The sequence below is a fragment of the Mesorhizobium sp. WSM4829 genome, assembly GCF_055811475.1.
In genome coordinates, this window is the sequence record NZ_JBVVQJ010000006.1 from 1 (window position 1) to 23,779 (window position 23,779).

Here is a 23,779-nt window from a genome sequence, read left to right on the forward strand (position 1 = left end):
TGCCATGGCCGCCCCTCGCCTCAGAGCATGGGCGGTTCTCTCTCCAGAACTTTTTGCAGAACCTTCAGGACACTATCCCGCGAACGGTGAACATGGCACAAAGCTGGCGCCCCTCATCCGCCTGCCGGCACCTTCTCCCCGTGAACGGGGAGAAGGGAGCACTCCCACCTCCCACCCAACCGTTTCTTAATGTGTTTTGACTACACCCAGACCCGAAAAGAAGCCGAAAACGGAGTGTGATCAGGGTGCGCTTTTCCGCGGCGACGACAGCCGGGCGGTTCCTGCCGCAGCGCCTTGCGCTGCGCGCAAAGCCGTTGCTTGGCCGCATCGATGCCGTGCTGTTCACCGCCGACGAGCGCGGCGAAGCCAGCCGCATGTCGCTGATTGCCTTTTCCATCCGCATCGTCAGCGCCGTCATCGCTTTCGTCAGTCAGGTGCTGATGGCGCGCTGGATGGGCTCGTTCGAGTACGGCATTTTTGTCCTTGTCTGGGTGACGATGGTCATCGTCGGCAACCTCGCCTGCCTCGGCTTCCACACCTCGATCATCCGCTTCATTCCCGAATATCGCGAGCGCAACATGCTGGCCGAACTGCGCGGCATCGTGCTGACCAGCCGCCTGTTCGTGCTGGTCGCCTCGACGGCGATCGCCGGGCTGGGCGCGTTCGGTGTTTGGCTGCTTTCGCCCTTTATCGAGAACTACTATGTCGTGCCGTTCATCCTCGGCCTCATCTGCATGCCGATGATCGCCATGTCCGACCTGCTGCAGGGGCTGGCGCGGGCCAACTCATGGGCGCTGTTTGCGCTGGCGCCGACCTATCTGGTGCGGCCGGTGCTGATCCTGGCGCTGATGGTGCTGATGCTTCTGGTCGGCTTTGCGCCCGATGCCAGGACGGCAATTTTCGCCTCGATCGCCGCCACCTATGCCACCACGCTCGGCCAGCTCATCGGCATCACTGCGCGCATCGGCAAAGAAATCCCAGCCGGGCCGAGGAAGCTGCATTTCGCGCAATGGTTCCTCGTGTCGCTGCCGATCTTCCTGGTCGAAGGCTTCTTCTTCCTGCTCACCAATGCCGACGTGCTGATGGTCGGCGCCTATATGAATCCCAACGACGTCGCCGTCTATTTCGCCACGGTCAAGACGCTGGCGCTGGTGCATTTCGTCTATTTTGCGGTCAAGGCGGGCGTTGCCCAGCGCTACGCGCAATTCACCCATGGCGAGCCGGAAAAGCTCGCCGCCTTCGCCCGCGAAACCGTGTCGTGGACGTTCTGGCCATCGCTGTTGATGGCGCTGCTGGTGCTGGTGCTGGGCGAGCCGATGCTGAGTTTGTTCGGGCCTGAATTCGTTGCCGGCTACCCGCTGTTGTTCCTGCTGGTCTTCGGCGTCGTCGCCCGCGCCGCCGTCGGCCCCTGCGAAAGTCTGCTCACCATGAGCGGCAACCAGAATATCTGCGCCTCCGTCTACGCCATGACGCTGGCCTTCAACATCGGCCTCAATCTGGTGCTGATCCCGCTTTTCGGCCTGTGGGGCGCGGCGATGGCCACCGCCTTCGCGATGATCTTCGAAGCCGGCGCGCTGTCCTTCACGGTCTGGCGCAGGCTCGGCATCGTCATGGTCATTTTTGTAGCCGCCAAAGGAGCCGCGTGATGGCTGCCATCCCGTTGCTCGAGGAAACCAGCGGCGGCCCGGCCGGCGCCCTGGTGTCGGGCCTCGCCGGGCTCGCCCGCGAAGCCGATCCCGCCCATATCGAATTGTTGGCCAACGGCCGGCCCCAGCGCAAAATGGCAATTTACGCCGCCTCCGCCGGCTTCGACCTGGTCGAGGAACTCGACTATCTCTGCGCCCGCACCATCGAGCCCAACGTGTTCTTCAACCCGCGCTTCCTGGCACCCGCCATGCCGCGACTGGAAGACCGCGAGGTGCGGCTGGCGGTCATCCGCGACGGCGACGAATACCGCAACCGGCTGCGCTTGCTGGTGCCGTTCTCGGTGGAGCGGCCGGCGACGCCGCTCGGCGTGCGGGTGATGCGCACATGGTCGAGTCCGTTCGGGCCGATCGGCACGCCGCTGGTCGACCGCGACGATCCCGTCGGCGTCATCGAGGATTTCTTCGCGATGCTGTCGCGGCCGCATCTCAAACTGCCAAAAGTCTTCGTGCTGCCCGACATCCGGCTCGACGGCCCGGTGGCCAGCCTGCTGGCGACCGTCGCCGAGACGCGTGGCCTGACGCTGGTCACCACCGGCAAGGCCGAACGGCCGATGCTCGAAAGCGAGATCGACGGCGATGAGTATCTGAAGGCCTCGCTGCGCTCGCACCATTATCGCGAGTTCCGCCGCCTAAAACGCCGCCTCGCCGACCTTGGCAGGCTGGAGCATCAGGTGGCGCGCGGACCGGAAAACATCCGCCATGCCATCGAGCGTTTTTTGACGCTCGAGGCCGCCGGCTGGAAAGGCCGCGAGCGCACCGCCATGGCCATCGACCGCTACCGCGCCGCCTTTGCCCGCGAGGCCGTGCACCGGCTGGCCGAACGGGACCTGTGCCGCATCCATTCACTGACGCTCGATGACCGCACCATCGCTTGCCTGGTCGTCTTCGTCGAGGCCGGCGTCGCCTACACCTGGAAGACGGCCTATGACGAGACGCTCGCCGCCTATTCGCCGGGCACGCTGCTGATGATCGAGGTGACCAGGCAGCATCTCGACGATCCCAACATCATGATGACCGATTCCTGCGCCGTGCCCGACCATCCGGTGATGAGCCGGCTATGGACGGAGCGCCGGCCGATCGGCACGCTGGTCCTCGGCCTGACGCCGGACGCCGACCGCCTCGCCCGCCAGGCGGCGTCGCAGATCCACCTCTACCGCGAAACCCGCAACATGGCGCGCCTGCTGCGCAACCGGGTGAAGAGTTTGCTGGGACGGCGGTAGGCTTGCAGTCGTGGTGGGATTGGCGCTGATTATACGAACTCGATGCGCACCTTTCGCCCCACCATTTCGGCAGCGCGTTGCAACGTTGTAAGCGTTACATTGCCGTCCTTGGGATCAAGCAGGCGGTCGATCTGGCTGCGACTGGTTCCCATCTTCTCCGCCAGTCGCCGTTTTGAGAGCTTGCCCTCCCGCATGGCATTCTCAAGCTGCCACGCAAGCACTTCCTTGATGGCGACCGCCTCAAACTCCTCGCGCCTTCCTTCCTCGCCGAGAAAGTCGTCGAGTGTGGTAAGGTCATCGGTCGAGCGGATGGGTTCATTGGTCATGACTGCCTCCTATGGCAAGAATTCCTTCATTCGCTTGCGGGCCAGCGCCAGTTCCTCGTCCGGGGTTTTCTGGGTTTTCTTGATGAATCCCGAAAGCACCAGGATCCTCGCCTCCCGCACACAAAACAGCACGCGGGCAATCCGCCCGCTGGGAAGTGATGTGCGCACCTCCACAATCCGCCGCTGAGCGGCCTGCAGAGCGGCATTCCGACCGGCCAGCGGTATTGGACCCGCATCAGGTCTAGCCCGATGGCCTGTCGATCCACCTCGTCGAGGCTGCGTAGCCAATCCCGTACGACCTCGTTGCCGCCTGCCGTGCGGTAAAAGACCACCGGAATTCGAGGCGGCGCAGCAGTCGGCATTTGGCCTCATTTAATATGCATGTACCATAAATAAGGCACCCCCTGCAAGGGCAGTAGAGTGCACGCAGCGAAAGGAATGGAACAAACACCCAAGGTGTTGGTCCCGAACTTTAATGGCGCATCATGGCGCGGATACAAGCGCCATTCTTGGCCGCTGTATTCTTCGGCTGTGTCTAGGCCTAGGTCATCAGGGTTAATTCTCCCAACCAGCGGAAAGGATTAGCATCGGCGACAATCTCGGCCGCGCAACCCAGCATCATTGCCGCCTCGGTCCTGCACGGCCAGAACAAAAATCTGGGAGGAATGCATGACGAAAACAATTCACTTCAGGCGTCGCAGTATTCTCGCTTTGACCGGCCTCATCGGCGCCTGCCTGACTGCGGCCGCGGGTCAGGCCGCCGAGCCCGGCAAGGTCGAGATCGATGCCCTGAAACAATCGCTTTCGAAGTACGAAGACTACAAGGCCGCCATTCGCGACCTCTACCTGTCGACGGTCGGATGCGTTTATTACAGCGGCGAAAAAGTGGCTGGAGCCATGGATTACCCGAAGGGCGCGATGGGCATTCATTTCGTCAACGTCGCGAGCGTCAGCCCGACACCAGATCCGACGCGCCCCAATGTCCTTATCTATGAGCCGGTTGACGGCGGCTTGCGCCTGGTGGCCGTGGAATGGCTTGTTCCGCTGACGCCCGACACCAAGGAGCCGCCGAAACTGTTTGGACAGACGTTCCAGGGGCCGATGGAGGGGCATTATCCGCTTATTCCGGTGGAGTTCTACCATTACGATCTTCACGTCTGGCTGTTCAAAGACAACCCACTTGGAATGTTCAGCCCGACGAACCCCGACGTGAAATGCGACAATTACGCGTTTCCGATGCCGGAGCAGCCGACCAAGATGGTGCCGGGGCCGATGTAATGGCGACTTAGTTTACGCAATGGCCCGGCCTCAATTGCGTTATCCCAGGTGCGCCTGGGATAACCTCCCACCGAGCTCTCAAGGTGTCGGGTAGAAAATGGTGCCCCTAGCCGGGATCGAACCAGCACTCCTTGCGGAACTCGATTTTGAGTCGAGCGCGTCTACCAATTCCGCCATAGGGGCTCAGGCCGGGCGGCCTGGATGGGCGCGGACTATACGGTTGGAGGCCTGTTCGTCAACTGGCCAATTCGGGGTGGCCAATTCCGGGCATGTGGCTTTCGCTCGGCCGCGGCCTTTCGATTTCGTGAAGCTACGGCCATTGTGCGGCGCGAAAAATCTTTCTAGACAGGCAGCGCATTGAAGCGCGTCGCGTCTGGAGAGATTCATCTGGCGCGCTTTTGGTCTTGGTTTTTATGCATTGTTGTCCCAAAGGCGCTGCGCATTTTGGGTGACGTGCATCAGGAGTGCCGATGCTTCGCGGACTTTACGACTGGACCTTGTCGCTGGCGGCCAAGAAATCCGCCGAATGGTGGCTGGCCTTCATCGCTTTCGTCGAAAGCTCGGTGTTTCTGGTGCCGGCCGATGTGCTCTACCTGCCTATGGCTCTGTCGCGGCCGGATCGCGCCTATCGCTACGCGCTGGTCGCCACGCTGGCCTCCGTTCTGGGTGGCATAGCCGGCTGGTACATCGGCCACTACGCCTATGACTCGGTGGCGCGGCCGATCCTTGAATTCTACGGCAAGTATGACGACTTCGAGACACTGCGTGTCTCGGCGGGCACCGGATTCATCGTCCTGATGCTGATCACCTCCGGCCTCGCCCATCTGCCGCCGATCAAGGTGGTGACGATCCTGTCCGGCGTCATCGGCACGCCTTTGCTGCTGTTCATCGTGCTGGCGATCGTGGCGCGCGGCGCCCGCTTCCTGTTCCTCGCTTGGCTGCTGCGCCGCTATGGCGAACCGATCCGCGAGTTCATCGAAAAACGCCTCGGCATGATCGCCGGCGCTGGCGCCGCTGCCCTGATTTCGCTCTATATCGTCGTCAAATACGCGTTTTAGAGCATGATCCCGAACCGAAGGTCAGCGTAGCAAAAAGTGGGCGCCGGCATTCGGAAAAGATCATGCTCAACAACAAGGCGAACGGCAGATCGATGACAGCGACCGTGAATGCCGACCCTGGACGCCAGCGCATGCGGACGGCGTTGTTCCTCGCCGCCGCCATGGCCGCCACCGTCGGCTCAGCGCTCGCCTTCCAGCATCTCGGCGGCTACATCCCCTGCAAGCTCTGCCTGGAGCAACGCACCCCCTATTACATCGGCGTGCCGCTGATGCTGCTGGCGGCGGCTGCGTCGACATTGCGCGCCCCCGCGTGGCTGACACGCGGCCTGCTGGCCGTCGGCGGCCTGCTGATGGTCTACGGCGTCTATCTCGGCGTCTATCACTCCGGTGTCGAATGGGCGTGGTGGCCGGGGCCGACCGACTGTGCAGCGGCTGCCGGTCCGGTCGATACCGGCGGCAAGGGCGTGCTCGATGCGCTCGACAGATACGTCCCGCCCTCCTGCGACAAGGCGGCCGTGCGCATCCTTGGCCTGTCGCTGGCCGGCTGGAACGCCATCGCCAGTTTTGTCCTGGCCGTCATCGCCTTCCGCGGCGCCTTTGCCCGCGACTGAGCTGCACAGCGCAGAGTTCGTCCAGAAATTCGTCAGGCCGGAGCGCATGACGTGGGTTTCGAGAACCGAAGCGGAGCGTACTTACAGTATGTGAGCACCGGAAGCGCAAAAAGCTGCGTCAGGCGACCGGCATGGCGGATTTCTGCCGAACTCTATGGCTCCAGTTCGACATCCCAGTAGAGATAATCCATCCAGCTTTCATGCAGATGGTTGGGCGGGAACAGACGGCCATTGTTGTGCAGATCGTGCACCGTCGGCTGAAAAGGTTTCTGCAGCGGCCACATCTTGGCGTGCGCCGGCATCATGCCGCCCTTCCTCAGATTGCAGGGCGAGCAGGCGGCGACGACATTCTCCCACGTCGTTGCGCCGCCGCGATGGCGGGGAACGACATGGTCGAAGGTCAGATCCTCCGGCGTGCCGCAATACTGGCACTGGAAACGGTCGCGCAGGAAGACGTTGAAGCGGGTGAAGGCCGGATGCCGCGATGGCTTCACATAAGCTTTCAGGCTGACGACGCTCGGCAGCTTCATCGAGAAGGTCGGCGACGACACCGCGTGCTCGTATTCGGCGACGATGTTGACCCGCTCGAGGAACACCGCCTTGATGGCGTCCTGCCACGACCAGAGCGACAGGGGGTAATAGCTGAGCGGACGGTAATCCGCGTTCAGCACCAGTGCTGGAAGCCCATCCGGAGATACGGCAACCGTCACGTCATTGACCTCCTTGGTTCAGCGCATGATCCCGAAATCGGTTCGATTTTCGGAAGGGATCATGCGCAGCTTCAAAAAGTCCTACAGCGTCCTTTGCACATCCAACTGGATGCGCGGCGCTGTAGCCTGTCGGCGCGGATACTGTAAGCCCGACATGACAGGGATGTGAAGCGGCTTGTCGATCAATCGCAGCGCTAAAAATGCATGATTTTCATGCTTTTTTACGGATTCAGCCAGGCGGCGCGGCGTCCCTGCCCCGGGTTTCACGATAATACGCCCAAAAAAGCCGTGATGCGACACCGCGCCACGGGCTCCATGATTCGGCGAGCTTGATCAGCGTTTTCTCGGGCGGGCGCGGGTCGATGCCGAGCGCGTGGCCGACCGCGCTCTGCAGGGCAACGTCGCGTGCCGGGAAGACGTCGGGGTGGCCGGCGGCGAACAGAAGATAGACTTCCGCCGTCCACGGACCGATGCCTGACACCTTGGTCATCGCCGCGATCGCCTCCGCGGCGTCGAGCAAACAGAGATGATCGAGGTCGAGCCCATCGACCACCGCCTGGGCGACGGCGATCAGCCCGCGCTGTTTCGGCCGCGACAGTCCGGCTTGGCGAAAGATGGCTTCGTCAGCGGCAAGGATGGCTTGCGGCGCCAGTGGATCGACGAGTTTTGTCAGCCGCCCGAAGATCGCGTCGGCGCTGGCGCGGGATACCTGCTGCGAGACGATGATCGAGGCAAGGCTTCTGAATCCCGGCTCGGACAGCCGAAGCGGCACCTCGCCGGCCATGCCGCGCACCTTTTCCAGGCGCGGGTCGAGCAGGCAGAGCGCGTCGAGCCCTTGCGAGACGTCGTCGAGCGTGGCGATGCGTTGCATGTCTGCTTGTTCCCGGCGCAAAGTGGCAGATGTAATCAGGCGCAAAGTAGCAACTGGCGAAAGCGCCGCACAACCCGATTGCCGCCGAACGATGCCACTCCTGACATTCCGCTTCGCGCCGAGCCCGAATGGCGAACTGCATCTCGGCCATGCCTATTCGGCGCTGCTCAATCAAAAGTTGGCCAGCGCAACCGGCGGGCGGCTGTTGCTGCGCATCGAGGACATTGACACGACGCGCTGCACACCGGAATTCGAGGCCGGTATTTTTCGCGACCTGGAATGGCTCGGGCTTGGCTGGGAACAACCGGTGCGCCGTCAGTCCGAGCATTTTTCGGACTATCAGGCGGTGCTCGATCGGCTGATCAGCGAGGAACTCATCTACCCGGCCTTCATGAGCCGTGGCGAAATCCGCGCCTTCATTGCCGACCGCGAAAGGCGCGGCCGCGACTGGCCGCGCGACCCGGACGGGGTGCCGCTCTATCCCGCCTTCGACAAGGCGCTGACTATGAAGGAACGCCAGCAACGGATGGCCGAGAATGTGCCCTTCGCCTGGCGGCTCGACGTCGATGCTGCGGTGGCGCGCGTCGGCACGGGTCTGTCATGGCTGGAATTTTCCGATGAAAGCCTTTCCGCGACACGCACGATAGAAGCCCGGCCGCAGGACTGGGGCGACGTGATCGTGGCGCGCCGTGAAATCCCGACAAGCTATCATCTCGCCGTCGTCGTCGACGACGCGCTGCAAGGCGTCAGCCATGTGGTGCGCGGCCAGGACCTCTATTCCGCCACCGGCGTGCAGCGCCTGCTCCAGGAACTCCTCGGCCTGCCGCAACCAAGCTACTTCCACCATCGTCTGGTCCTGGGCCCGGACGGACGAAAGCTGTCGAAGAGTTTTGCCGATACCGGCCTTGCCGCCTTGCGCGAGGCCGGCGCATCACCGGAAGACGTCCGGCGGTTGGTTGGGATTTAAATCAATTCCGTTACCTCAGAACGTCACGACGGTGCAGAACCTTTGATGGCGGAGCGAGGCGCCCCCCTCTGTCCTGCCGGACATCTCCCCCACAAGGGGGGAGATCGCCGTCACCACCGCCTTCGCGAACCGCCACCGTCGCGGGAGCGAGCGGTACGCCAAAGCTGCCAATCTCCCCCCAAGTGGGGGAGATGTCCGGCAGGACAGAGGGGGGCGCGAAGGATCACGACAGATGAGCATTTGTCCGAGTGGAACTGGATCATGTTTTGATCCTCCCTGACCCAGAGCGCATCCTTCAATTCGGATGAGCCTATGGATCAACCGTTTGGTTTTGCCAGCCGGGTTGAACCGCATTACAGCGGTCCCGTACAAAACCCCTCACCGAGCACGCGGCAGCCTTTCAAAAATGCACAGCATCAAGCGGTTCATCCCCGCCTCTTTCGTCGTCCTGTGGGCGACCGGCTTCATTGGCGCGCGTTATGCCATGCCGTGGGCCGAGCCTTTCACCTTCCTGGCCGCTCGTTTCGTGCTGGCCGCCGTGCTGTTGGCCGCCTTGATGGCAGCACTCGGCTCCAGGCGGGCGACGCGCAAGGAGGCGTTTCACGCGACCGGCGCCGGCATCCTGATGCATGGCGTCTATCTCGGCGGCGTGTTCTGGGCCATCCACAGGGGCATGCCGGCCGGGTTATCGGCCTTGATCGTCGGGCTGCAGCCGCTGATCACCGCAGTGATGGCCGGCCGATTTCTCGGCGAGGCGATCCTGCCGCGCCATTGGGTCGGCCTCACTGTCGGACTTGCCGGCGTGGTCATCGTGCTTTGGCCGAAGCTCGGAACGCTCGGCGGCGGCGTGACGGCCGAGACGCTGGCCGCCTCGCTTGTCTCGGTGCTTGGCATGAGCGCCGGCACGATCTGGCAGAAGCGCTTCGCCTCCGGCGGCGATCTCGTGGCAGCCACCACTTGGCAATATGTCGGCGGTGCATCGGTGATGGCTTTGGCCTCGCTCGCTTTCGAGACGCGAACCGTCATCGTCAATGGCGAGTTGATCTTCGCCATGGCATGGCTGGTTCTGGTGCTGTCGATCGGCGCCATCTTCCTGTTGATGGTAATGATCCGCGACGGCGAGATGTCGAAAGTCGCTTCGCTGTTCTATCTGGTCCCAGCCGTCACCGCGGTCATCGCCTGGCTGTTGTTCGGCGAACAGTTGAACCTGGTCCAGATCGTCGGCATGGCGATCGCGACGTTCGGCGTCGGGCTGGCAACCGCTCAGCCAACCAAAGCATGATCCCAAAAAGTGGGAACCGGTTTCGGAAAAGATCATGCTCAAAACAAGAATCAGCCAACGCGCGCGCGTGCTTCCAGATAGCGGCTGATCGCGGCATTGAGTTCACCGCCGAGAATGAAGATCGCCGAGACCATATAGAGGAAGACGACCGCGACCATGATCGAGGCAAGGCCGGCATAGGTCGTCACATAGGACGAGAAACGGTCGAGATAGGCGGCGAAGATGGTCGACCCGATAAGCCAGGCAATCAGCGTGAAGATGATGCCCGGTATGATCGAGACGAAGCGGCGCTTGCCCGCAGGCAGCCAGTAATGCACCGCGAACAGCCCGCCGACGATGACGACCGAGGCGATGATGTAACGCCACAGCGTGATCGTTCCCATATAGGGTTTTACCCATTCGAAATTGGCTTCGGCCAGCCGCGCCAGCAACGGCGCAAACACCAGAAGCACGCTGATCGCCAGAAAACCTGCCGTGGCGATCAGCACGAAGGCGATGCTCTGTACCCGGCGGTATATGATGCCGCGCGTTTCGGAAACGCGGTAGGCGCGGTTGAGCGAGGTGCGCAGCGCCTCGATGCCGTTCGAGGCGAAGAAGGCGGCAAGCAGCACGCCATAGGTCAACAGGTCGGTGCGCTGCACGGTGAGCACGTTGAGCACCTCGCGCGCGATCGGCTCGGCGATCTGCTCGGGCCAGGTGTCGAACACGATATGCACGGCGGTGTCGGCGAAAGCCTGTGCGCCGAGGAAGCTGGCCAGCGTCGTGGCGAAAATCAGAAAAGGGAACAGCGCCATCAGCGCCGTGATCGCCAGATGACTGGCCATCGCCCAGCCATCGTCTGCATCGAAATGGCCGAACGCGTCATAGAGCACGCGCTTGAGGGCTACGATCTTCCGCAACAAGAACCGCGTTCCCTTCGATTGTCTCGACGCCGCGAATATGGGAAGGGATTGCGGCAAATGGCAAGCCTAGGTCAAAGCACGCTTCCTCCTGGAGAAGAGTTGCGCATCATCATCGTCACCGGAGCTTCTTCCGGGATAGGCGCCTATTGCACCCGGGCGCTGAAGGCGGAAGGCTGGCGGGTGTTCGCGACGGCACGCAAGCCGGAGGACATCGCCGCCCTCGAGGCCGACGGCATCGAGGCTTTCTATCTGGATTATCGCGAACCGGGATCCATCGAGACGCTGGTGGCGTCGGTGCTGGAGCGGACCGGCGGACGGCTCGATGCCCTGTTCAACAACGGCGCCTACGCCCAGCCCGGCGCCGTCGAGGACCTGCCGGTCGCGGCGCTCAGGGAGCAATTCGAGGCGAATGTCTTCGGCTGGCATGACCTCACCCGCCGTGTCGTGCCGGTGATGCGGCGCCAGGGCCATGGCCGTCTTGTCCACTGCTCCTCGATCCTCGGCCTGGCGCCGCTGCCCTTTCGCGGCGCCTATTCGGCGTCGAAGCACGCGATCGAAGGGCTGATGCTGTGCATGCATCAGGAACTCCAGGGCAGCGGCATCCATGTCTCGCTGATCGAGCCGGGGCCAGTGACATCGAAGATCGCCAGCAACGGCCTTGTGTGGTTTCTCAGGAATATCGACCGTGAGAATTCCGTGCACCGCCTCGCTTACGAGGCGCAGCTGCAACGGCTGCAGGCCGGCGGCAGCACGTCACGGCTGAAGCCCGGGCCGGAGGTGGTTCATGCGGCCTTGCGCCATGCGCTTCTGTCGCGGCGCCCGCGTCCGCATTATGTGGTAACGGTGCCGGCCAGGATCGGCGTCGTCCTCAAACGCATCCTGCCGGCATCAATGCTCTACCGTCTGCTTGGCAAACGCGCCTGAATGCAATCGACTGGAAAACACACTATGGCAACCGTCTTCAACATCCTCGCTGTTCTCGTCATGGTCGCCGTGGTGATCGTGCTGATCCGCGGCCTCATCAACATGATGCGCGGCGGCTCCGGCATGACCTCCAACAAGCTGATGCAGACGCGCGTGCTGCTGCAGTTCGTGGCATTGGTGCTGATCATGCTGGCGGTGTATTTCACCCGCAAGTGACGCGGATGGCGATTTCGGGAGGCAGAGCGTGGTCAAGCTCAACAAGATCTACACCCGTACCGGCGACGACGGCACCACCGGCCTCGGCACCGGTGAGCGGCGGCTGAAATCCGATCTGCGCATCGACGCCTATGGCACGATCGACGAAGCCAATGCCTGCATCGGCATGGCCCGCATCCACACCGCGGCAACATATCCGGCGATCGACGCTATGCTCGGCCGCATCCAGAACGACCTTTTCGACCTCGGCGCCGATCTGGCGGTGCCGGATGACGGCAAGCCGCTCGGCTATGAGCCGCTGCGCATCACCGCTGTGCAGACCGACCGTGTCGAAAAGGATATCGACCTGCTCAACAAGGATCTGCAGCCGCTCAAATCCTTCGTGCTCAACGGCGGCACGCCGGCGGCGGCGGCCCTTCACCTTGCCCGCACCGTGGCGCGGCGGGCCGAGCGCATCATGGTGGCTTTGACGCAAAACCCAGGCGAGCATCTCAACCGCGAGGCGATAAGATACATCAACCGCGTATCGGACTTTCTGTTCGTCGCCGCACGCGCGGTCAATGACAATGGAAACGCCGACGTGCTATGGATTCCCGGCAAGAACCGCTGAATCTGCCGAGGCGGAGGGGTCCGATGTTCATCCCGCTTTATGACACCAACCGGCTGCGCCACATCAAGCAGCAATATGTCACGATCGGCCTGATCGCGTTCAACACGCTCATCTACTTCGCCACCGCGCTTGGCGGCGAGCAATTCACCAACGCCGCTGTGCTGGGGCTCGGCTTCATCCCGTCGGTAGTCCATGACAGCGCCGAACTGGCTCCGCAGTTTGTCGTGATCCCGGAGAGCCTGAGCTACGTCACCTATTCCTTCCTGCATGCCGATATTTTCCATCTCGGCGGCAACATGCTGTTCCTGTGGGTGTTCGGCGACAATGTCGAGGACGCGCTCGGTCATATCCGCTTTCTCGCCTTCTACCTGCTGTGCGCCATCGCCGGCGCCTTCTTCCAGGGCCTGATCGCGTGGGACTCGCAAGTTCCGCTGATCGGCGCCTCAGGCGCCATTGCCGGCGTGGTCGCCGCCTATCTGATCCTCTATCCCAGGGTGAAGGTATGGGTGCTGGCCTTCGCCCGCATTCCGCTGCGCATCCCGGCCTTCATCCCGCTCATCCTGTGGATCCTGTTCCAGATCGTGATGTTTGCCGCCGGTGGCGAGGATCAGATTTCCTGGGCCTGCCATGTCGGCGGCATCATCGCCGGGGCCGTGCTGGTGCTCGTCTTGCGCAATCGCGCCGTACCGCTGCTTGCCGGTGCGGACGAAGAGGCAGTGGTGGTCGCCGGCCAAATGCCTGTTGCCGCAGAGCCGGCGCCAGGCGAGCCGCTGCCGGCGCAGCCGGCGCCGCGCTGGGGACGGGCAAGCGCCTCCAGTCCGGACTGACCCGATTTTCCGGACTGAACCGATTTGAGTGCGGCGCGGATGATTTGGGCGCGCCCCGGATATTGACGTGCGGGGTCGCCGCAACTACGGAAGCGTTCCCACACCAATGCATGTCGCGCAAAACTGTGCAGCGGTTTTGCGATAACGGCATGCATGGAACACACAACCTGAAGCGCGTCGCGTGAGGTCGGCCAAATGCGACGCGCTTTAGACGGTCGGAGACCAGAATTCCGTCCGGAATGTCGGCTTTCGACAACTCTGAAGAGGCGCACACTGCTATAGCGCGCCCGACTATCTTGAAAGAGGTGGCTATCGTGAAAGAGGTGACAGGCAAATGAAGATCCTTGTGCCCGTGAAGCGGGTTGTGGATGCGAATGTGAAGGTTCGTGTGAAGGCTGACGGTTCGGCGGTGGAACTCGCCAACGTCAAGATGGCGATGAACCCGTTCGACGAGATCGCGGTCGAAGAGGCGATCCGGCTGAAGGAGGCCGGCAAGGCGGAGGAGATCATCGTTGTCTCGATCGGGCCGCAGCAGGCGCAGGAGACCTTGCGCACCGCGCTCGCCATGGGCGCCGACCGCGCCATCCTGGTCAAGACCGACGAGCAGACCGAGCCGCTGGGTGTCGCCAAGGTGCTGAAGGGCGTGGTCGAGGCGGAAAAGCCCGGTCTCGTCATTCTCGGCAAGCAGGCGATCGACGACGATTCGAACCAGACCGGCCAGATGCTGGCCGCACTTCTGGGCTGGGCGCAAGGCACTTTTGCCTCCAAGGTCGTTATCGATGGCGACAAGGCCAAAGTGACGCGCGAGGTCGATGGCGGCCTGCAGACGGTGGAGCTGAAGATGCCGGCGATTGTCACCGCGGATCTTCGCCTCAACCAGCCGCGCTATGCCTCGCTGCCCAACATCATGAAGGCCAAGAAGAAGCCGCTCGACGAGAAATCTCCCGCCGATTACGGCGCCGACGTCAAGCCGCGGCTGAAGGTGATCAAGACCGAGGAGCCGGGCGGCCGCAAGGCGGGCGTCAAGGTCAAGAGCGTCGCCGAACTGGTCGACAAGCTCAAGAACGAAGCCGGCGTCCTGTAGGGCTGGGAAGGGACAAAAAGATGACAATTCTTCTGATTGCCGAACACGACAATGCGACGCTTTCCGACCAGACCGCCAAGGCGCTTTCGGCGGCACTGCAGATCGGCTCCGACGTGCATGTGCTGGTCGCCGGCAACGGCGCCAAGCCGGCAGCGGACGCCGCCGCCAAGCTCAAGGGCGTGAGCAAGGTGCTGCTTGCCGAAGCCGACGAGCTCACCGAGCGTCTCGCCGAACCGCTGGCGGCGCTCGTCGTCGGCATCGCCGATGCCTATGACACGTTCGTCGCGCCAGCGACCTCCTCGGGCAAGAATGTCGCGCCGCGCGTGGCAGCCCTGCTCGATGTCGCGCAGGTGTCGGAGATCATCGAGATTGTCTCGCCCGACACCTTCAAGCGGCCGATCTATGCCGGCAACGCCATCCAGACGGTGCAGTCGAGCGACGCCAAGAAGGTGATCACCGTGCGCACCGCCTCCTTCCAGGCTGCACCCGAGGGCGGTTCAGCCCCGGTCGAGACGGTTCAGGCAGCAGTCAATCCCGGCCTGTCGAGCTTCGTCGAGAACAGGCTTTCCGAGACCGATCGTCCGGAATTGACTTCGGCCAGGATCATCATCTCGGGCGGCCGCGCGCTGGGCTCCTCGGAGAAGTTCCAGGAAGTCATCCTGCCGATCGCCGACAAGCTCGGCGCCGCCGTCGGCGCCTCTCGTGCCGCAGTCGATGCCGGCTATGCGCCGAACGACTGGCAGGTCGGCCAGACCGGCAAGGTGGTCGCACCCGATCTCTACATCGCCGTCGGCATCTCCGGCGCCATCCAGCATCTTGCCGGCATGAAGGATTCGAAGGTCATCGTCGCTATCAACAAGGACGAGGAGGCGCCGATCTTCCAGGTCGCCGACTACGGCCTCGTCGGCGACCTTTTCGTCATTCTGCCGGAACTGCAAAAGGCGCTTTGACGCCTTCTGCCAAAGCGTATTAAATTGTGAAGGGCGGGGTAGACGAAGTCGCCCCGCCCTTTTAGTTTGCACCGCACAAAAAGCAGGCCGCAAAGGCCATTTGACGGGATCGGTGTAATGAACAAGATCGAGACGATCGGCATCATCGGGGCGGGCCAGATGGGCGGCGGCATCGCCCATGTGTCCGCGCTGGCGGGCTACAAGGTGCTGGTTTACGACATCTCGCCCGAGCGCATCGAAAAGGGTATCGCCACGATCAGCGGCAACATGGCCCGCCAGGTCGGCTCCGGCAAACTCGAGGAAAAGCTGCGCAACGAGGCGATGGCGCGCATTTCGTCAGCACCGACCATGGCCGACCTTGCCGGTGCCGATCTGGTGATCGAGGCAGCGACCGAGGACGAGACGGTCAAGCGCAAGATCTACGCCCAGCTCTGCCCGCAGCTCAATCCGGAAGCCATCCTGGCGACGAACACCTCATCGATCTCGATCACGCGTCTCGCCGCGCAGACCGACAGGCCGGAGCGTTTCATCGGCATCCATTTCATGAATCCGGTTCCAGTCATGAAGCTGGTCGAACTGGTGCGCGGCATTGCCACCGAGGACCAGACCTTCGAAGCGGCAAAGGCCTATGTGAACCATCTCGAGAAGACGATCACCGTCTCGGAGGATTTTCCAGCCTTCATCGTCAACCGCATCCTGCTGCCGATGATCAACGAGGCGATCTACACGCTCTATGAAGGGGTCGGCTCGGTCGACGCGATCGACACCGCCATGCGGCTCGGCGCCAACCATCCGATGGGACCGCTGCAGCTTGCCGATTTCATCGGCCTCGACACCTGCCTGTCGATCATGCAGGTGCTGCATGACGGCCTGTCGGATTCGAAATACCGGCCCTGCCCGCTGCTGGTGAAATATGTCGAGGCCGGCTGGCTCGGCCGCAAGACCGGGCGCGGCTTCTACGACTATCGCGGCGAGCACCCCGTTCCGACGCGCTGAACCATTTTGCAGCCAAGTGGAATCACTTAGCGTCGCACAAATGCGGCTAAAGAGATAGATCGGAATGCAGGTTCAATCCAAACGCATTCCGCTTTAGGGTCAAAACTCAAGCCGCGGATGCTTGACGCGGTCGACATCCGAAACGGGAATGACCTCGAGCTTCATGTCTACCCCTCGCGCTGTCGGGGTCGCGATAGCAGCTTCGCTGCGGATCTGCGCATCCTTGATGTCGATCTCCTGAGATTTGGGTGCCTTGCGCGAATTCATGGGCGGCGGCAAGCGGGATTTGAGCCGCGGGGGCCGTAGACTACGCCGCCGAGCATCCTGATACTCTTCTGGGCTAGATATTTCCGGCAAACCCGAATTCGATTTGAAAAGCGAAGCTCGCTACCTGCACTTCTTTAGGAGATACCTTCCCAGCTCGCCGAAATCCTCCTGGGAAATGCTTTTTCGATCTCTAAAGACGTTATCTACCTGCCATAGATACCCGAGGTCTGGTTCTGTAGGGATGACCATGACGGTTCTATTCCCAAGCGCTGTCTGGTTGGCGGTGTCATTGTCAAATACGATCGACAGCTCATCTCCATCGATCGGGACGTCGTCTGAGTTATCAGTTGTATCCGCTGCACTATCAACCTTCTTGTCTATACCGGCCTTATTCAGGCGAGCTGCGCGGTTTGCCTTGTCGCCCGGAATACTCGCTCTTACCACCAAGGGCCCATAGTCAGCTGCTGCCTCACCCGAGGCAAACATTATGGTATGAACTCCCGTACCAGCGTCAGTTAAATCTATCGCAGTACCCGCAATCGCATTTGCCTTTGTGGTTGCAAATTTGCCGGTAGTATTATTGATATTTATATAGAAATATTTTGTATTTGGGATCAGGGGAGTGGGAAGCAAATTTGCCGAAACGACCCAGACTGAATCACCAGTCACCAGGTTGTTAGCGGCCAACGTCAGAAGATCAGAAGCGGCCACGGCTGTAAATGTCAGAGACCTGTCCTTGGCCCAACGTAGCCGAAATGCCAACTTGCCGACACGCACCGGCCTTGCCTCAACGATCATTATTGTCACGGCACTCCCCTATTTTTTCTGGACTGTTGCTTCAGCACGCTACAGGTTACGCTAGGTTATGCCCGTAGGCAATTGTCGATCCCTACGACCCCTTTCAAACAGGGAGCACCAGAGTTGGCCCTACTAGCGTCCGCCAAGCTTGCCACCCTCACAGAGATCCAGCGGGCCATATTGCCTGACATAACAAATGTCGTTACCAGCCCCAGGCAGGTCAGTTTCGAATTTAAGTTCAAGCCGCTCCGATTTCTTCCCCTCTCCTATCTCGTCATCCCAAGAACGAGAAGCCTCGGAAGCCTGATTGTTGCCATGGAAACACAGGGCGTCCCGGTCTCAAAGACGCGGGGAACCGATGACCTACTTCTTTTTCAAGGCAGTAAGACCGCCCGGTTTCCACCCGATGAACTCGCACGCCTGTCAGATCGAATGACTGAATTGGATACAGTTTACTTCAAGAAGGCAACACGATCGGATAACACGGCGATTCCCGCTGGCTACACCTACTTGGCTCAATTCCTGAATCATGATGTCCTCTACAACACCAGACTCCTGGGACGCCCAACCGGTGTACTAGCAAGCCGCACGCCCCGTCTCAATTTAGACTCCCTTTATGGAGAAACACCCGGCCTTTATGGAGAAACACCCGGCGCAAATCTCCATCTATACGAAGCGGGCATAGGGGGAGTTTTGCGCTTCCGCCTCGGAAAGACTGCAGACGGTAACGACTATGACTTGCCCCGAGCGCCCCATAGAGGAGCAACAATACCGGAGCAGAGAAACGACAATAATTTCATTCTAGCGCAACTCACCGCGCTCTTTATGCGCTTTCACAATACCCTCGCTGATCGGCTCAACCTGCCGTTTGAGAGGGCCCGCGAGCAAGTGACCCTTCATTATCAATCTGCGATCCTCAATGACCTACTGCCTAGACTGCTGAACAGGACTGTCTTGCAAAAAGTCATACTTGACGAGGCCCCACTCTACGGCGAAACTCGCGGTGCCTTTGTTCCTTACGAGTTTTCTAACGCCGCGTTTCGGCTTCATACGATGACGCGATCAAGATATCAGATCACCCGGCAAAGATATCTTAATTTTCCAGAAGTTCTGCGGTTGACCGGCTTGGGTGGACCAGATTTGTTCCCGTTGGATCCAGGCCTAGTGATCGATTGGTCGCTTTTCTTTCCTACTTCAGTTGAGCAAGCCGACCCTCTTGTGAACTTTAGCCGCCCAATTGATCCATACGTGACCTCCGACCTCCTCAATTTCGTCCTGCCTGACTTCGACATTCAAACTCAACGGCTCCTCAAAATGCCGCTAGGTCGAGCGCCAACATTGGGCCTGGTAGATCTCTATACTAGCAATGGAATTGTCCCCAGCGGACAAACCTCGTTAGCCTGGCTGCGGGCTCACGGTTATGACCTCCCCCCTCTAGAGCCACTAGACGTCGAATCCGGCATCCTGGGCAAATTGGGGCAGGCAGATTTTGTAAATGAGACGCCGCTATTCTATTACCTATTGAAAGAAGCCGAGGTTCTGGAGCAAGGGCAGAGATTGGGACCTCTCGGATCTATGATCGTCGCCGAGACTATTATAGGCCTCCTTAGGCAGGACGAGACATCAATTCTTCGCAATAGAAGCTGGAAGCCCATTATTCCAACCGCAGACCCAAAAATGGTCTTGATGAGTGATATTGCTTCTTTTGTCCTACGTGGAGGATAATAGACACGGCTCCCAGATCTCGCCACATGCGAACCATTCTGGACGCAATACAGAACGAAGGTCCCGCCCTGCGAGCTGTAGTTCTCCTGCAATAGTGCCCCCCAAGGGTGGTTTTACCGGTCGATCGCTGCGACCCCAAAGGGGAGCACAGTCCTTGGGCATTTCCGCCCTCGAGATAGGCGATGCGCCCTCGAAGATCCGAAATGATAGCAGGTGTCGCCGATGCAATCATCTGTCCCTTGAACATGTGCCTGTGATACGAACCTGAACAGCCGTATTCCTTGGCGCGGTGCAATCCGTCGGCCATGTCGCTTAGCGTCGTGGTTACTGCTCGCCTTCTAGAAGTCCAGCCTGCCTTAATCCATCCTCCAGCCGCCGGCGCGTCTCCGTTTCCTTGATCGGAGGACCGCATCGGACCCACTCGACGATCTCGCGGTCGCCGGGAGGTTCTCCTGTCCACTGCGCACGCGCTCCGGCGAGAAACTCGTCTGCCGCGCGGCGCGCTTCATCCTCCCTGCCCATAAGCGCTAGCGCGGCCGCTTTCCACATGAGAGTATCATGCATGCTTCCGGCGCCCATGTTTGCCGCGGCGACGGCACCCGAGTAGTCGCCGATAATGAACCGGATTCCCGTGAGGTACTCCCACTGGAAGGGAGTAACGAAGGGAGTTAGACTGAGCGCGAGGCGCGCAAGCTCCCTTGCCCCTTCGATCCTGCCGGTGAAAGCGAGGCCGTGCGCGCAGGACAGCAGCGCCTTAGGGTTGTTCGGATTGAGGTCGAAGGCGAGGTCGTAGTGGATGTCCGCTTGGTCGTACTTCCCCGCCATCAGGCACGACCACGCCAGGGTCAAGTGCGCCCGGGTCTCGAGCGGATCGATCTGGACAGCCTTCTTCGCCAGCCTGAGCGCTTCGGCCTCGAGCGCGGGGTCGCGCCGGAACCCCGCGACTATCAGGTGGCGAACGTTGTAGATGCTGGCGAGGCTGGAGTAGGCGGGAGCGAACCGCGGCATCTGCTGGATGACCGACTTGAAGAGACGCTCGGCCTCGAGTTCCGCATCCGGCTGCCAGAGGGTGAGCAGGTTCTCTCCGCGCAGCCAGTCGTCATATGCCGAGAGCGAAATGTCGCGCCTGCCCGGATGTCCTGATACGCGTTCCGCGGAGAGATAGATGTCCAGCACGGCTGCGGTCTTGCGCGCGATTCCGCTGGAGACTGTCGCCCATTCCTGCAGCTGGAGCGGAAACCGTTCACTCCAGACGATGCGTTCGCTGGCGGCGTCGACGAGCGTGAACCGCACGGCCTCTTCCGAAGTGGACGGCTGCATGTGGGACTCGAGGCGGTAGTCGACGGCAGCTCCGGAACCTACGTCCGGCAGGCACTGGCCTTCCTGCTCCTCGACGATCACCCAGTCGCGGAACTTGACCAGGCAGGAAATAACCTCCGCGCGAAATCCGGCGAGCAGATGCTCCTTGTCCCGATGCCCTGCCGGAGCAAACGGGCCGACTGCGATGACCGGGAGCCGCCCTTCGTATCCGGCCGCGCCTGCTTCTTTCGCCTCCCTCTCATCGGCCGGCGGTGACCCGCCCGCCCGAATCCGCTGGATCGCTTTCTGGGTTTCCGCCGAAGGCTCGACGCTGAAGTCCTTCGCCAGGACCTCCCGCAGCGACTGGTAGACGCGGATCGCGGCCGCTGTATTGCCCCCCGCCGCGTAGGCGTTCATGAGCGCCCGCGCGGCAGGTTCATGCGTGGAATCAATGGCGAGGAGCGCGATTGCGGCGTGCTTGCCGGACAGACCGCCGGATTCGCGGTCGAGGCAGGCCTCCAGCTGCCCGATTAGCCGGTCTCGCCAGCGGTGGCGCGTCACCCTCAGCCAGGATTCGAAAACCTGGTCGGTCCGCTCGAGGCCTGCCATGATCTGGTCCGGAGAAACCCGCCCTTCAATGAGATCGGGCGTGACGAATCCCTCGCTGAGTTGTTCGCTGACCGTCAGGAGGTCCACCTGCAGAGCGGACATTATCATGCGGACCTGGCCGGGAGTCGCGTGGAAAGCGTCCGAACCCGCCTTCTGGAACGCCTGCTGGACCTGCCGGACAACGGACCGGTACTCCTGCTGCGCGTGCTGCAGGTCCAGGCTGCTCCACAGAAGGCCAAGGATGCGGTCCTTCGCTTCCTGGTTGTGCTGGCTGAGCACGAGGTAGCCGACAAGCGCCTGCGCCTTCATCGATCTCAGGGCGATCTCGTTGCCTTCGGCATCGGACAGCGACAGCCTTTCGATTAGGGAGACGGAAACCTCTCCTGGCTCGGGCGCCTGCCCTTCCGATGGAGGCCCGTTGCTGCGGCGGACCCGGTAAGCGACGACGGGCTGCGGGATGTTTTTCAGGCTGCGCGGTCCAAGGCTCCCGAAAGTGGCGGGAACCGCCTGCCGTACCTGTTCGAACACGGCTTGGGAAATGCAGACCCCTCCAGGCTCGGCCAGGTGTTCAAGACGCGAAGCAACGTTGACGATATGGCCATAGACGTCTCCGCCGCGGTGCTTCACCTCGCCGAGGTGAATGCCGATCCGGAAGCGGAGCTGGTGGCCTTTGGGCTGGCTGTCGGCGAGCGCCGCCAGCCGTTCCTGGGCGGCAAGCGCGTAGAGCAGCGCCTCGGTCGCCGACGTGAATTCCACAATCGCGCCATCGCCCGTGGTCTTCAGCACCTGGCCGTCGTGCGCGGGGGAGAGATCGCGGAAGACGGCGAAGCAGCGTTCCACGAAGTTCAGCGTCGCCTGCTCGTGGGCATGGACGTGCCTGGAATACTGCTCCGCGTCGGCGACGAGGATCGCCCTCAAAGCGGAAGGGGGTGGGGTGGCGGTCAAACGTTGCTTCCCTTCCGCCACCATGTCGCTGTCATTCCGTCATCAACGGCACTTCGTCAGCATAAACGCGCCGAACATGAACTTGCGAGCATTTTTCTCGGTCCTCGCGTGACCTGAAGACATCAGTGAATCTCCAAGTAGGCGCTGTAATGCAGTAGTGAAACGGAGCAGTAAGACCCCTCTTGTGAATTTTAGAGTTTGCTCCACAAATTGATGCTAATGAACTCATAGCATAAGGACGGCGACTGCGCCAGCCAGCGCAACCCGGGCAGGTGAATGTTCTATGAACCGTCGAATGTTTGCGAGAGTGGACGGACTGTTTGAGGTGGCGCTGTTCAGCGGACCCGTCAACGGGGTCCGCTTGGCCGCCGCACTGCCCCGGACGGCTCCGGGAGAAACCGCCGAGTGGCTCCCCCCCTCGGCGCGGCCCGAGGCCGGCCGAATGGCGTGTGGGCGGGGGCTGACGGATGAGCAGGCCCGCGCAAGCTGCCTTGGAGAGGCTGCCGAGCTGGCGAGTGCCTGCTTCCGGGGCAGCGAGGCGCTCCTGCGCGCGTCTTGGCGGGACGTTGACGGCCAGGCAGTCCACCCGGCTTCTCTAGTGCTGGCTAGCGAAGCTCAGCTCCGGAACCGCGACAAGTGGAATGCCGTGCACGGCGCTTTCGACTGGCTGCCTGCCAGGTTCGACGAAACCCTGCCAGTCGACTGGGTCGAAGCCACGTCGCCAGACGGGTCAGACCGCGCGCTGGTTCCTGCTGCGTGCGTCTACATCGGATACTTCGAACAGGAAGACGAGAAAGCCTTCGCGATTGCCGACAGCAGTGGGTGCGCTGCAGGCGCCACCATGGAGGAAGCTTCCATTTCCGCCTTCCTGGAGCTTGTCGAGCGCGACGCGGTGTCTATCTGGTGGTACGGCGGTCACGCGCGTCCGGCGTTGAGTCCCGGCGCCGTTGGAGAAACGACGGACCTTGTGGCTGTTCTCAAGGCGCGCGCACGCACCCTCCACCTTCTGGATTTGACGACTGACCTCGGAATCCCCGTATGCGCGGCCGTCTCAGCAGAACCGGGAGGAGACGCTGTCGCCGTCGGCACCGCCGCACACTTTGATGTCGGCCGGGCCGCCGCTGCGGCGCTGACCGAAATGCTGCAGGCCGAGTTCTCGATCGCCTTGCGGACCAGGATGGCGCCGCTGGATGACAGGGACGCGTTCGGCTTCTGGCTCCGGCGCGTGTCGTTCCCTTCGATGCCATACCTCCTGCCATCGGGCAAAAGTCTCCGGCCCGCCGGTCCTGCGGGCGAGCCAACTGTCTCCGAATGTATCAGAGTATGTCGCGAGGCGGGCCTGCGGTTCCTTGCCGTAGACCTTACGCGGCCGGAGATCGGCGTTCCCGTCGTTCGCGCCATCGTGCCCGGCATGCGGCCGCTGCGCCGCCGCCTGGCGGCTGGACGGCTGTTCGACGTCCCAGTGAGGTTGGGTTGGCAGGAGAGGCGGATGTCAGCCGCAGAAATGAATCTGGTCCCGATGACCGCATAAGGAAAGACGGTAAAAAAACTCTCGCAAAATCTACCAGACTGGGAGAGTATTCGCATCCGCTAAAACA

Annotated in this window: 24 protein-coding genes and 1 tRNA gene; 16 read left to right on the top strand and 9 right to left on the bottom strand. The window is 61.6% G+C overall.

Translation table 11 applies throughout. From position 1 onward, the window contains the following. Positions 1-245 precede the first annotated feature (245 nt). Complete coding sequence (locus tag AC0L17_RS07580) at positions 246-1,646, top strand: lipopolysaccharide biosynthesis protein (protein WP_473515514.1); 1,401 nt, start codon at positions 246-248, stop codon at positions 1,644-1,646. After that, a complete protein-coding gene (locus AC0L17_RS07585) occupies positions 1,646-2,926 on the top strand; it encodes a GNAT family N-acetyltransferase (RefSeq protein WP_473515365.1) in 1,281 nt (426 codons plus the stop codon). Before AC0L17_RS07580 ends, AC0L17_RS07585 begins: the two co-directional genes overlap by 1 nt. Positions 2,927-2,955: 29 nt before the next feature. Here AC0L17_RS07585 and AC0L17_RS07590 read toward each other — a convergent pair whose 3' ends face one another. Beyond that, a complete protein-coding gene (locus tag AC0L17_RS07590) occupies positions 2,956-3,252 on the bottom strand; it encodes a helix-turn-helix domain-containing protein (RefSeq protein ID WP_473515366.1) in 297 nt (98 codons plus the stop codon). A 9-nt stretch (positions 3,253-3,261) separates the two neighbouring features. Next, positions 3,262-3,420, bottom strand: coding sequence for a type II toxin-antitoxin system RelE/ParE family toxin (locus AC0L17_RS07595; RefSeq protein ID WP_473515367.1), 159 nt, complete (start codon positions 3,418-3,420; stop codon positions 3,262-3,264). 501 nt (positions 3,421-3,921) lie between these two features. Here AC0L17_RS07595 and AC0L17_RS07600 point away from each other — a divergent pair. Continuing rightward, positions 3,922-4,530: a hypothetical protein gene (locus AC0L17_RS07600; RefSeq protein ID WP_027153358.1), complete on the top strand. Its 609-nt coding sequence runs from the start codon at positions 3,922-3,924 to the stop codon at positions 4,528-4,530. Positions 4,531-4,628: 98 nt separating this feature from the next. Here AC0L17_RS07600 and AC0L17_RS07605 read toward each other — a convergent pair. Next, positions 4,629-4,713 (bottom strand) — tRNA-Leu (locus AC0L17_RS07605). Positions 4,714-5,000: 287 nt separating this feature from the next. Between AC0L17_RS07605 and AC0L17_RS07610 the strand changes: the two genes are divergently transcribed. After that, entirely contained in the window at positions 5,001-5,588 is a 588-nt protein-coding gene (locus AC0L17_RS07610; protein WP_091600122.1) for a YqaA family protein, read from the top strand. 92 nt (positions 5,589-5,680) lie between these two features. Next, positions 5,681-6,199 (top strand): disulfide bond formation protein B, encoded by a 519-nt coding sequence (locus AC0L17_RS07615; RefSeq protein WP_473515515.1) that lies wholly within the window; start codon positions 5,681-5,683, stop codon positions 6,197-6,199. 152 nt (positions 6,200-6,351) lie between these two features. Here the strand turns inward: AC0L17_RS07615 and AC0L17_RS07620 are convergent, their stop codons facing one another. Next, positions 6,352-6,909: an HNH endonuclease gene (locus AC0L17_RS07620; protein WP_023797250.1), complete on the bottom strand. Its 558-nt coding sequence runs from the start codon at positions 6,907-6,909 to the stop codon at positions 6,352-6,354. Between the two features lie 229 nt (positions 6,910-7,138). Beyond that, positions 7,139-7,780: a DNA-3-methyladenine glycosylase family protein gene (locus AC0L17_RS07625; RefSeq protein ID WP_473515368.1), complete on the bottom strand. Its 642-nt coding sequence runs from the start codon at positions 7,778-7,780 to the stop codon at positions 7,139-7,141. Between the two features lie 91 nt (positions 7,781-7,871). On the opposite strand from AC0L17_RS07625, the gene gluQRS reads away from it, so the two are divergent. After that, on the top strand, positions 7,872-8,747 hold the full coding sequence (gene gluQRS / locus AC0L17_RS07630) for a tRNA glutamyl-Q(34) synthetase GluQRS (RefSeq protein WP_473515369.1): 876 nt from the start codon (positions 7,872-7,874) through the stop codon (positions 8,745-8,747). 406 nt (positions 8,748-9,153) lie between these two features. Then, positions 9,154-10,029: a DMT family transporter gene (locus AC0L17_RS07635; protein ID WP_473495287.1), complete on the top strand. Its 876-nt coding sequence runs from the start codon at positions 9,154-9,156 to the stop codon at positions 10,027-10,029. A gap of 50 nt (positions 10,030-10,079) precedes the next feature. Here the strand turns inward: AC0L17_RS07635 and AC0L17_RS07640 are convergent, their stop codons facing one another. Beyond that, entirely contained in the window at positions 10,080-10,931 is an 852-nt protein-coding gene (locus tag AC0L17_RS07640) for a YihY/virulence factor BrkB family protein (protein WP_031254136.1), read from the bottom strand. Between the two features lie 57 nt (positions 10,932-10,988). Here AC0L17_RS07640 and AC0L17_RS07645 point away from each other — a divergent pair, with 57 nt between their 5' ends. From AC0L17_RS07645 to AC0L17_RS07675, 7 genes are all read left to right on the top strand, one after another. After that, positions 10,989-11,855: an SDR family oxidoreductase gene (locus AC0L17_RS07645; RefSeq protein ID WP_473515370.1), complete on the top strand. Its 867-nt coding sequence runs from the start codon at positions 10,989-10,991 to the stop codon at positions 11,853-11,855. A gap of 24 nt (positions 11,856-11,879) precedes the next feature. Continuing rightward, positions 11,880-12,071, top strand: coding sequence for a twin transmembrane helix small protein (locus AC0L17_RS07650; protein ID WP_023797244.1), 192 nt, complete (start codon positions 11,880-11,882; stop codon positions 12,069-12,071). Between the two features lie 28 nt (positions 12,072-12,099). Continuing rightward, positions 12,100-12,681, top strand: coding sequence for a cob(I)yrinic acid a,c-diamide adenosyltransferase (locus tag AC0L17_RS07655; RefSeq protein ID WP_091600130.1), 582 nt, complete (start codon positions 12,100-12,102; stop codon positions 12,679-12,681). 23 nt (positions 12,682-12,704) lie between these two features. Continuing rightward, on the top strand, positions 12,705-13,508 hold the full coding sequence (locus AC0L17_RS07660; RefSeq protein ID WP_236368698.1) for a rhomboid family intramembrane serine protease: 804 nt from the start codon (positions 12,705-12,707) through the stop codon (positions 13,506-13,508). A 334-nt stretch (positions 13,509-13,842) separates the two neighbouring features. Further along, complete coding sequence (locus AC0L17_RS07665; RefSeq protein WP_023797241.1) at positions 13,843-14,592, top strand: electron transfer flavoprotein subunit beta/FixA family protein; 750 nt, start codon at positions 13,843-13,845, stop codon at positions 14,590-14,592. Positions 14,593-14,612: 20 nt separating this feature from the next. Next, on the top strand, positions 14,613-15,542 hold the full coding sequence (locus tag AC0L17_RS07670; protein WP_473515371.1) for an electron transfer flavoprotein subunit alpha/FixB family protein: 930 nt from the start codon (positions 14,613-14,615) through the stop codon (positions 15,540-15,542). Between the two features lie 117 nt (positions 15,543-15,659). Further along, positions 15,660-16,538 carry a 3-hydroxybutyryl-CoA dehydrogenase gene (locus AC0L17_RS07675; protein WP_023797239.1) on the top strand — a complete coding sequence of 293 codons (879 nt, stop codon included), beginning with the start codon at positions 15,660-15,662 and terminating at the stop codon, positions 16,536-16,538. A 99-nt stretch (positions 16,539-16,637) separates the two neighbouring features. Here AC0L17_RS07675 and AC0L17_RS07680 read toward each other — a convergent pair whose 3' ends face one another. Together AC0L17_RS07680 and AC0L17_RS07685 are read right to left on the bottom strand one after the other, a co-directional pair. After that, entirely contained in the window at positions 16,638-16,805 is a 168-nt protein-coding gene (locus tag AC0L17_RS07680; RefSeq protein WP_473515372.1) for a hypothetical protein, read from the bottom strand. A gap of 120 nt (positions 16,806-16,925) precedes the next feature. Then, positions 16,926-17,612, bottom strand: coding sequence for a hypothetical protein (locus AC0L17_RS07685; protein ID WP_473515373.1), 687 nt, complete (start codon positions 17,610-17,612; stop codon positions 16,926-16,928). A gap of 114 nt (positions 17,613-17,726) precedes the next feature. On the opposite strand from AC0L17_RS07685, the gene AC0L17_RS07690 reads away from it, so the two are divergent. Continuing rightward, positions 17,727-19,328, top strand: coding sequence for a peroxidase family protein (locus AC0L17_RS07690; protein ID WP_473515374.1), 1,602 nt, complete (start codon positions 17,727-17,729; stop codon positions 19,326-19,328). 324 nt (positions 19,329-19,652) lie between these two features. On the opposite strand, the gene AC0L17_RS07695 is transcribed toward AC0L17_RS07690, so the two are convergent. Continuing rightward, entirely contained in the window at positions 19,653-22,181 is a 2,529-nt protein-coding gene (locus tag AC0L17_RS07695; RefSeq protein ID WP_473515375.1) for a BTAD domain-containing putative transcriptional regulator, read from the bottom strand. 442 nt (positions 22,182-22,623) lie between these two features. On the opposite strand from AC0L17_RS07695, the gene AC0L17_RS07700 reads away from it, so the two are divergent. After that, positions 22,624-23,712, top strand: coding sequence for a YcaO-like family protein (locus AC0L17_RS07700; RefSeq protein WP_473515516.1), 1,089 nt, complete (start codon positions 22,624-22,626; stop codon positions 23,710-23,712). Positions 23,713-23,779: the final 67 nt, after the last annotated feature.

Excerpts from the sequence above, each read along its gene's own strand:
- AC0L17_RS07585 (WP_473515365.1), top strand. The coding sequence starts at position 1,646 with ATGGCTGCCATCCCGTTGCTCGAGGAAACCAGCGGCGGCCCGGCCGGC.
- AC0L17_RS07590 (WP_473515366.1), bottom strand. The coding sequence starts at position 3,252 with ATGACCAATGAACCCATCCGCTCGACCGATGACCTTACCACACTCGAC.
- AC0L17_RS07600 (WP_027153358.1), top strand. The coding sequence starts at position 3,922 with ATGACGAAAACAATTCACTTCAGGCGTCGCAGTATTCTCGCTTTGACC.
- AC0L17_RS07610 (WP_091600122.1), top strand. The coding sequence starts at position 5,001 with ATGCTTCGCGGACTTTACGACTGGACCTTGTCGCTGGCGGCCAAGAAA.
- AC0L17_RS07615 (WP_473515515.1), top strand. The coding sequence starts at position 5,681 with ATGACAGCGACCGTGAATGCCGACCCTGGACGCCAGCGCATGCGGACG.
- AC0L17_RS07625 (WP_473515368.1), bottom strand. The coding sequence starts at position 7,780 with ATGCAACGCATCGCCACGCTCGACGACGTCTCGCAAGGGCTCGACGCG.
- gluQRS (WP_473515369.1), top strand. The coding sequence starts at position 7,872 with ATGCCACTCCTGACATTCCGCTTCGCGCCGAGCCCGAATGGCGAACTG.
- AC0L17_RS07635 (WP_473495287.1), top strand. The coding sequence starts at position 9,154 with ATGCACAGCATCAAGCGGTTCATCCCCGCCTCTTTCGTCGTCCTGTGG.
- AC0L17_RS07645 (WP_473515370.1), top strand. The coding sequence starts at position 10,989 with ATGGCAAGCCTAGGTCAAAGCACGCTTCCTCCTGGAGAAGAGTTGCGC.
- AC0L17_RS07650 (WP_023797244.1), top strand. The coding sequence starts at position 11,880 with ATGGCAACCGTCTTCAACATCCTCGCTGTTCTCGTCATGGTCGCCGTG.
- AC0L17_RS07660 (WP_236368698.1), top strand. The coding sequence starts at position 12,705 with ATGTTCATCCCGCTTTATGACACCAACCGGCTGCGCCACATCAAGCAG.
- AC0L17_RS07665 (WP_023797241.1), top strand. The coding sequence starts at position 13,843 with ATGAAGATCCTTGTGCCCGTGAAGCGGGTTGTGGATGCGAATGTGAAG.
- AC0L17_RS07670 (WP_473515371.1), top strand. The coding sequence starts at position 14,613 with ATGACAATTCTTCTGATTGCCGAACACGACAATGCGACGCTTTCCGAC.
- AC0L17_RS07675 (WP_023797239.1), top strand. The coding sequence starts at position 15,660 with ATGAACAAGATCGAGACGATCGGCATCATCGGGGCGGGCCAGATGGGC.
- AC0L17_RS07680 (WP_473515372.1), bottom strand. The coding sequence starts at position 16,805 with ATGAATTCGCGCAAGGCACCCAAATCTCAGGAGATCGACATCAAGGAT.
- AC0L17_RS07700 (WP_473515516.1), top strand. The coding sequence starts at position 22,624 with ATGGCGTGTGGGCGGGGGCTGACGGATGAGCAGGCCCGCGCAAGCTGC.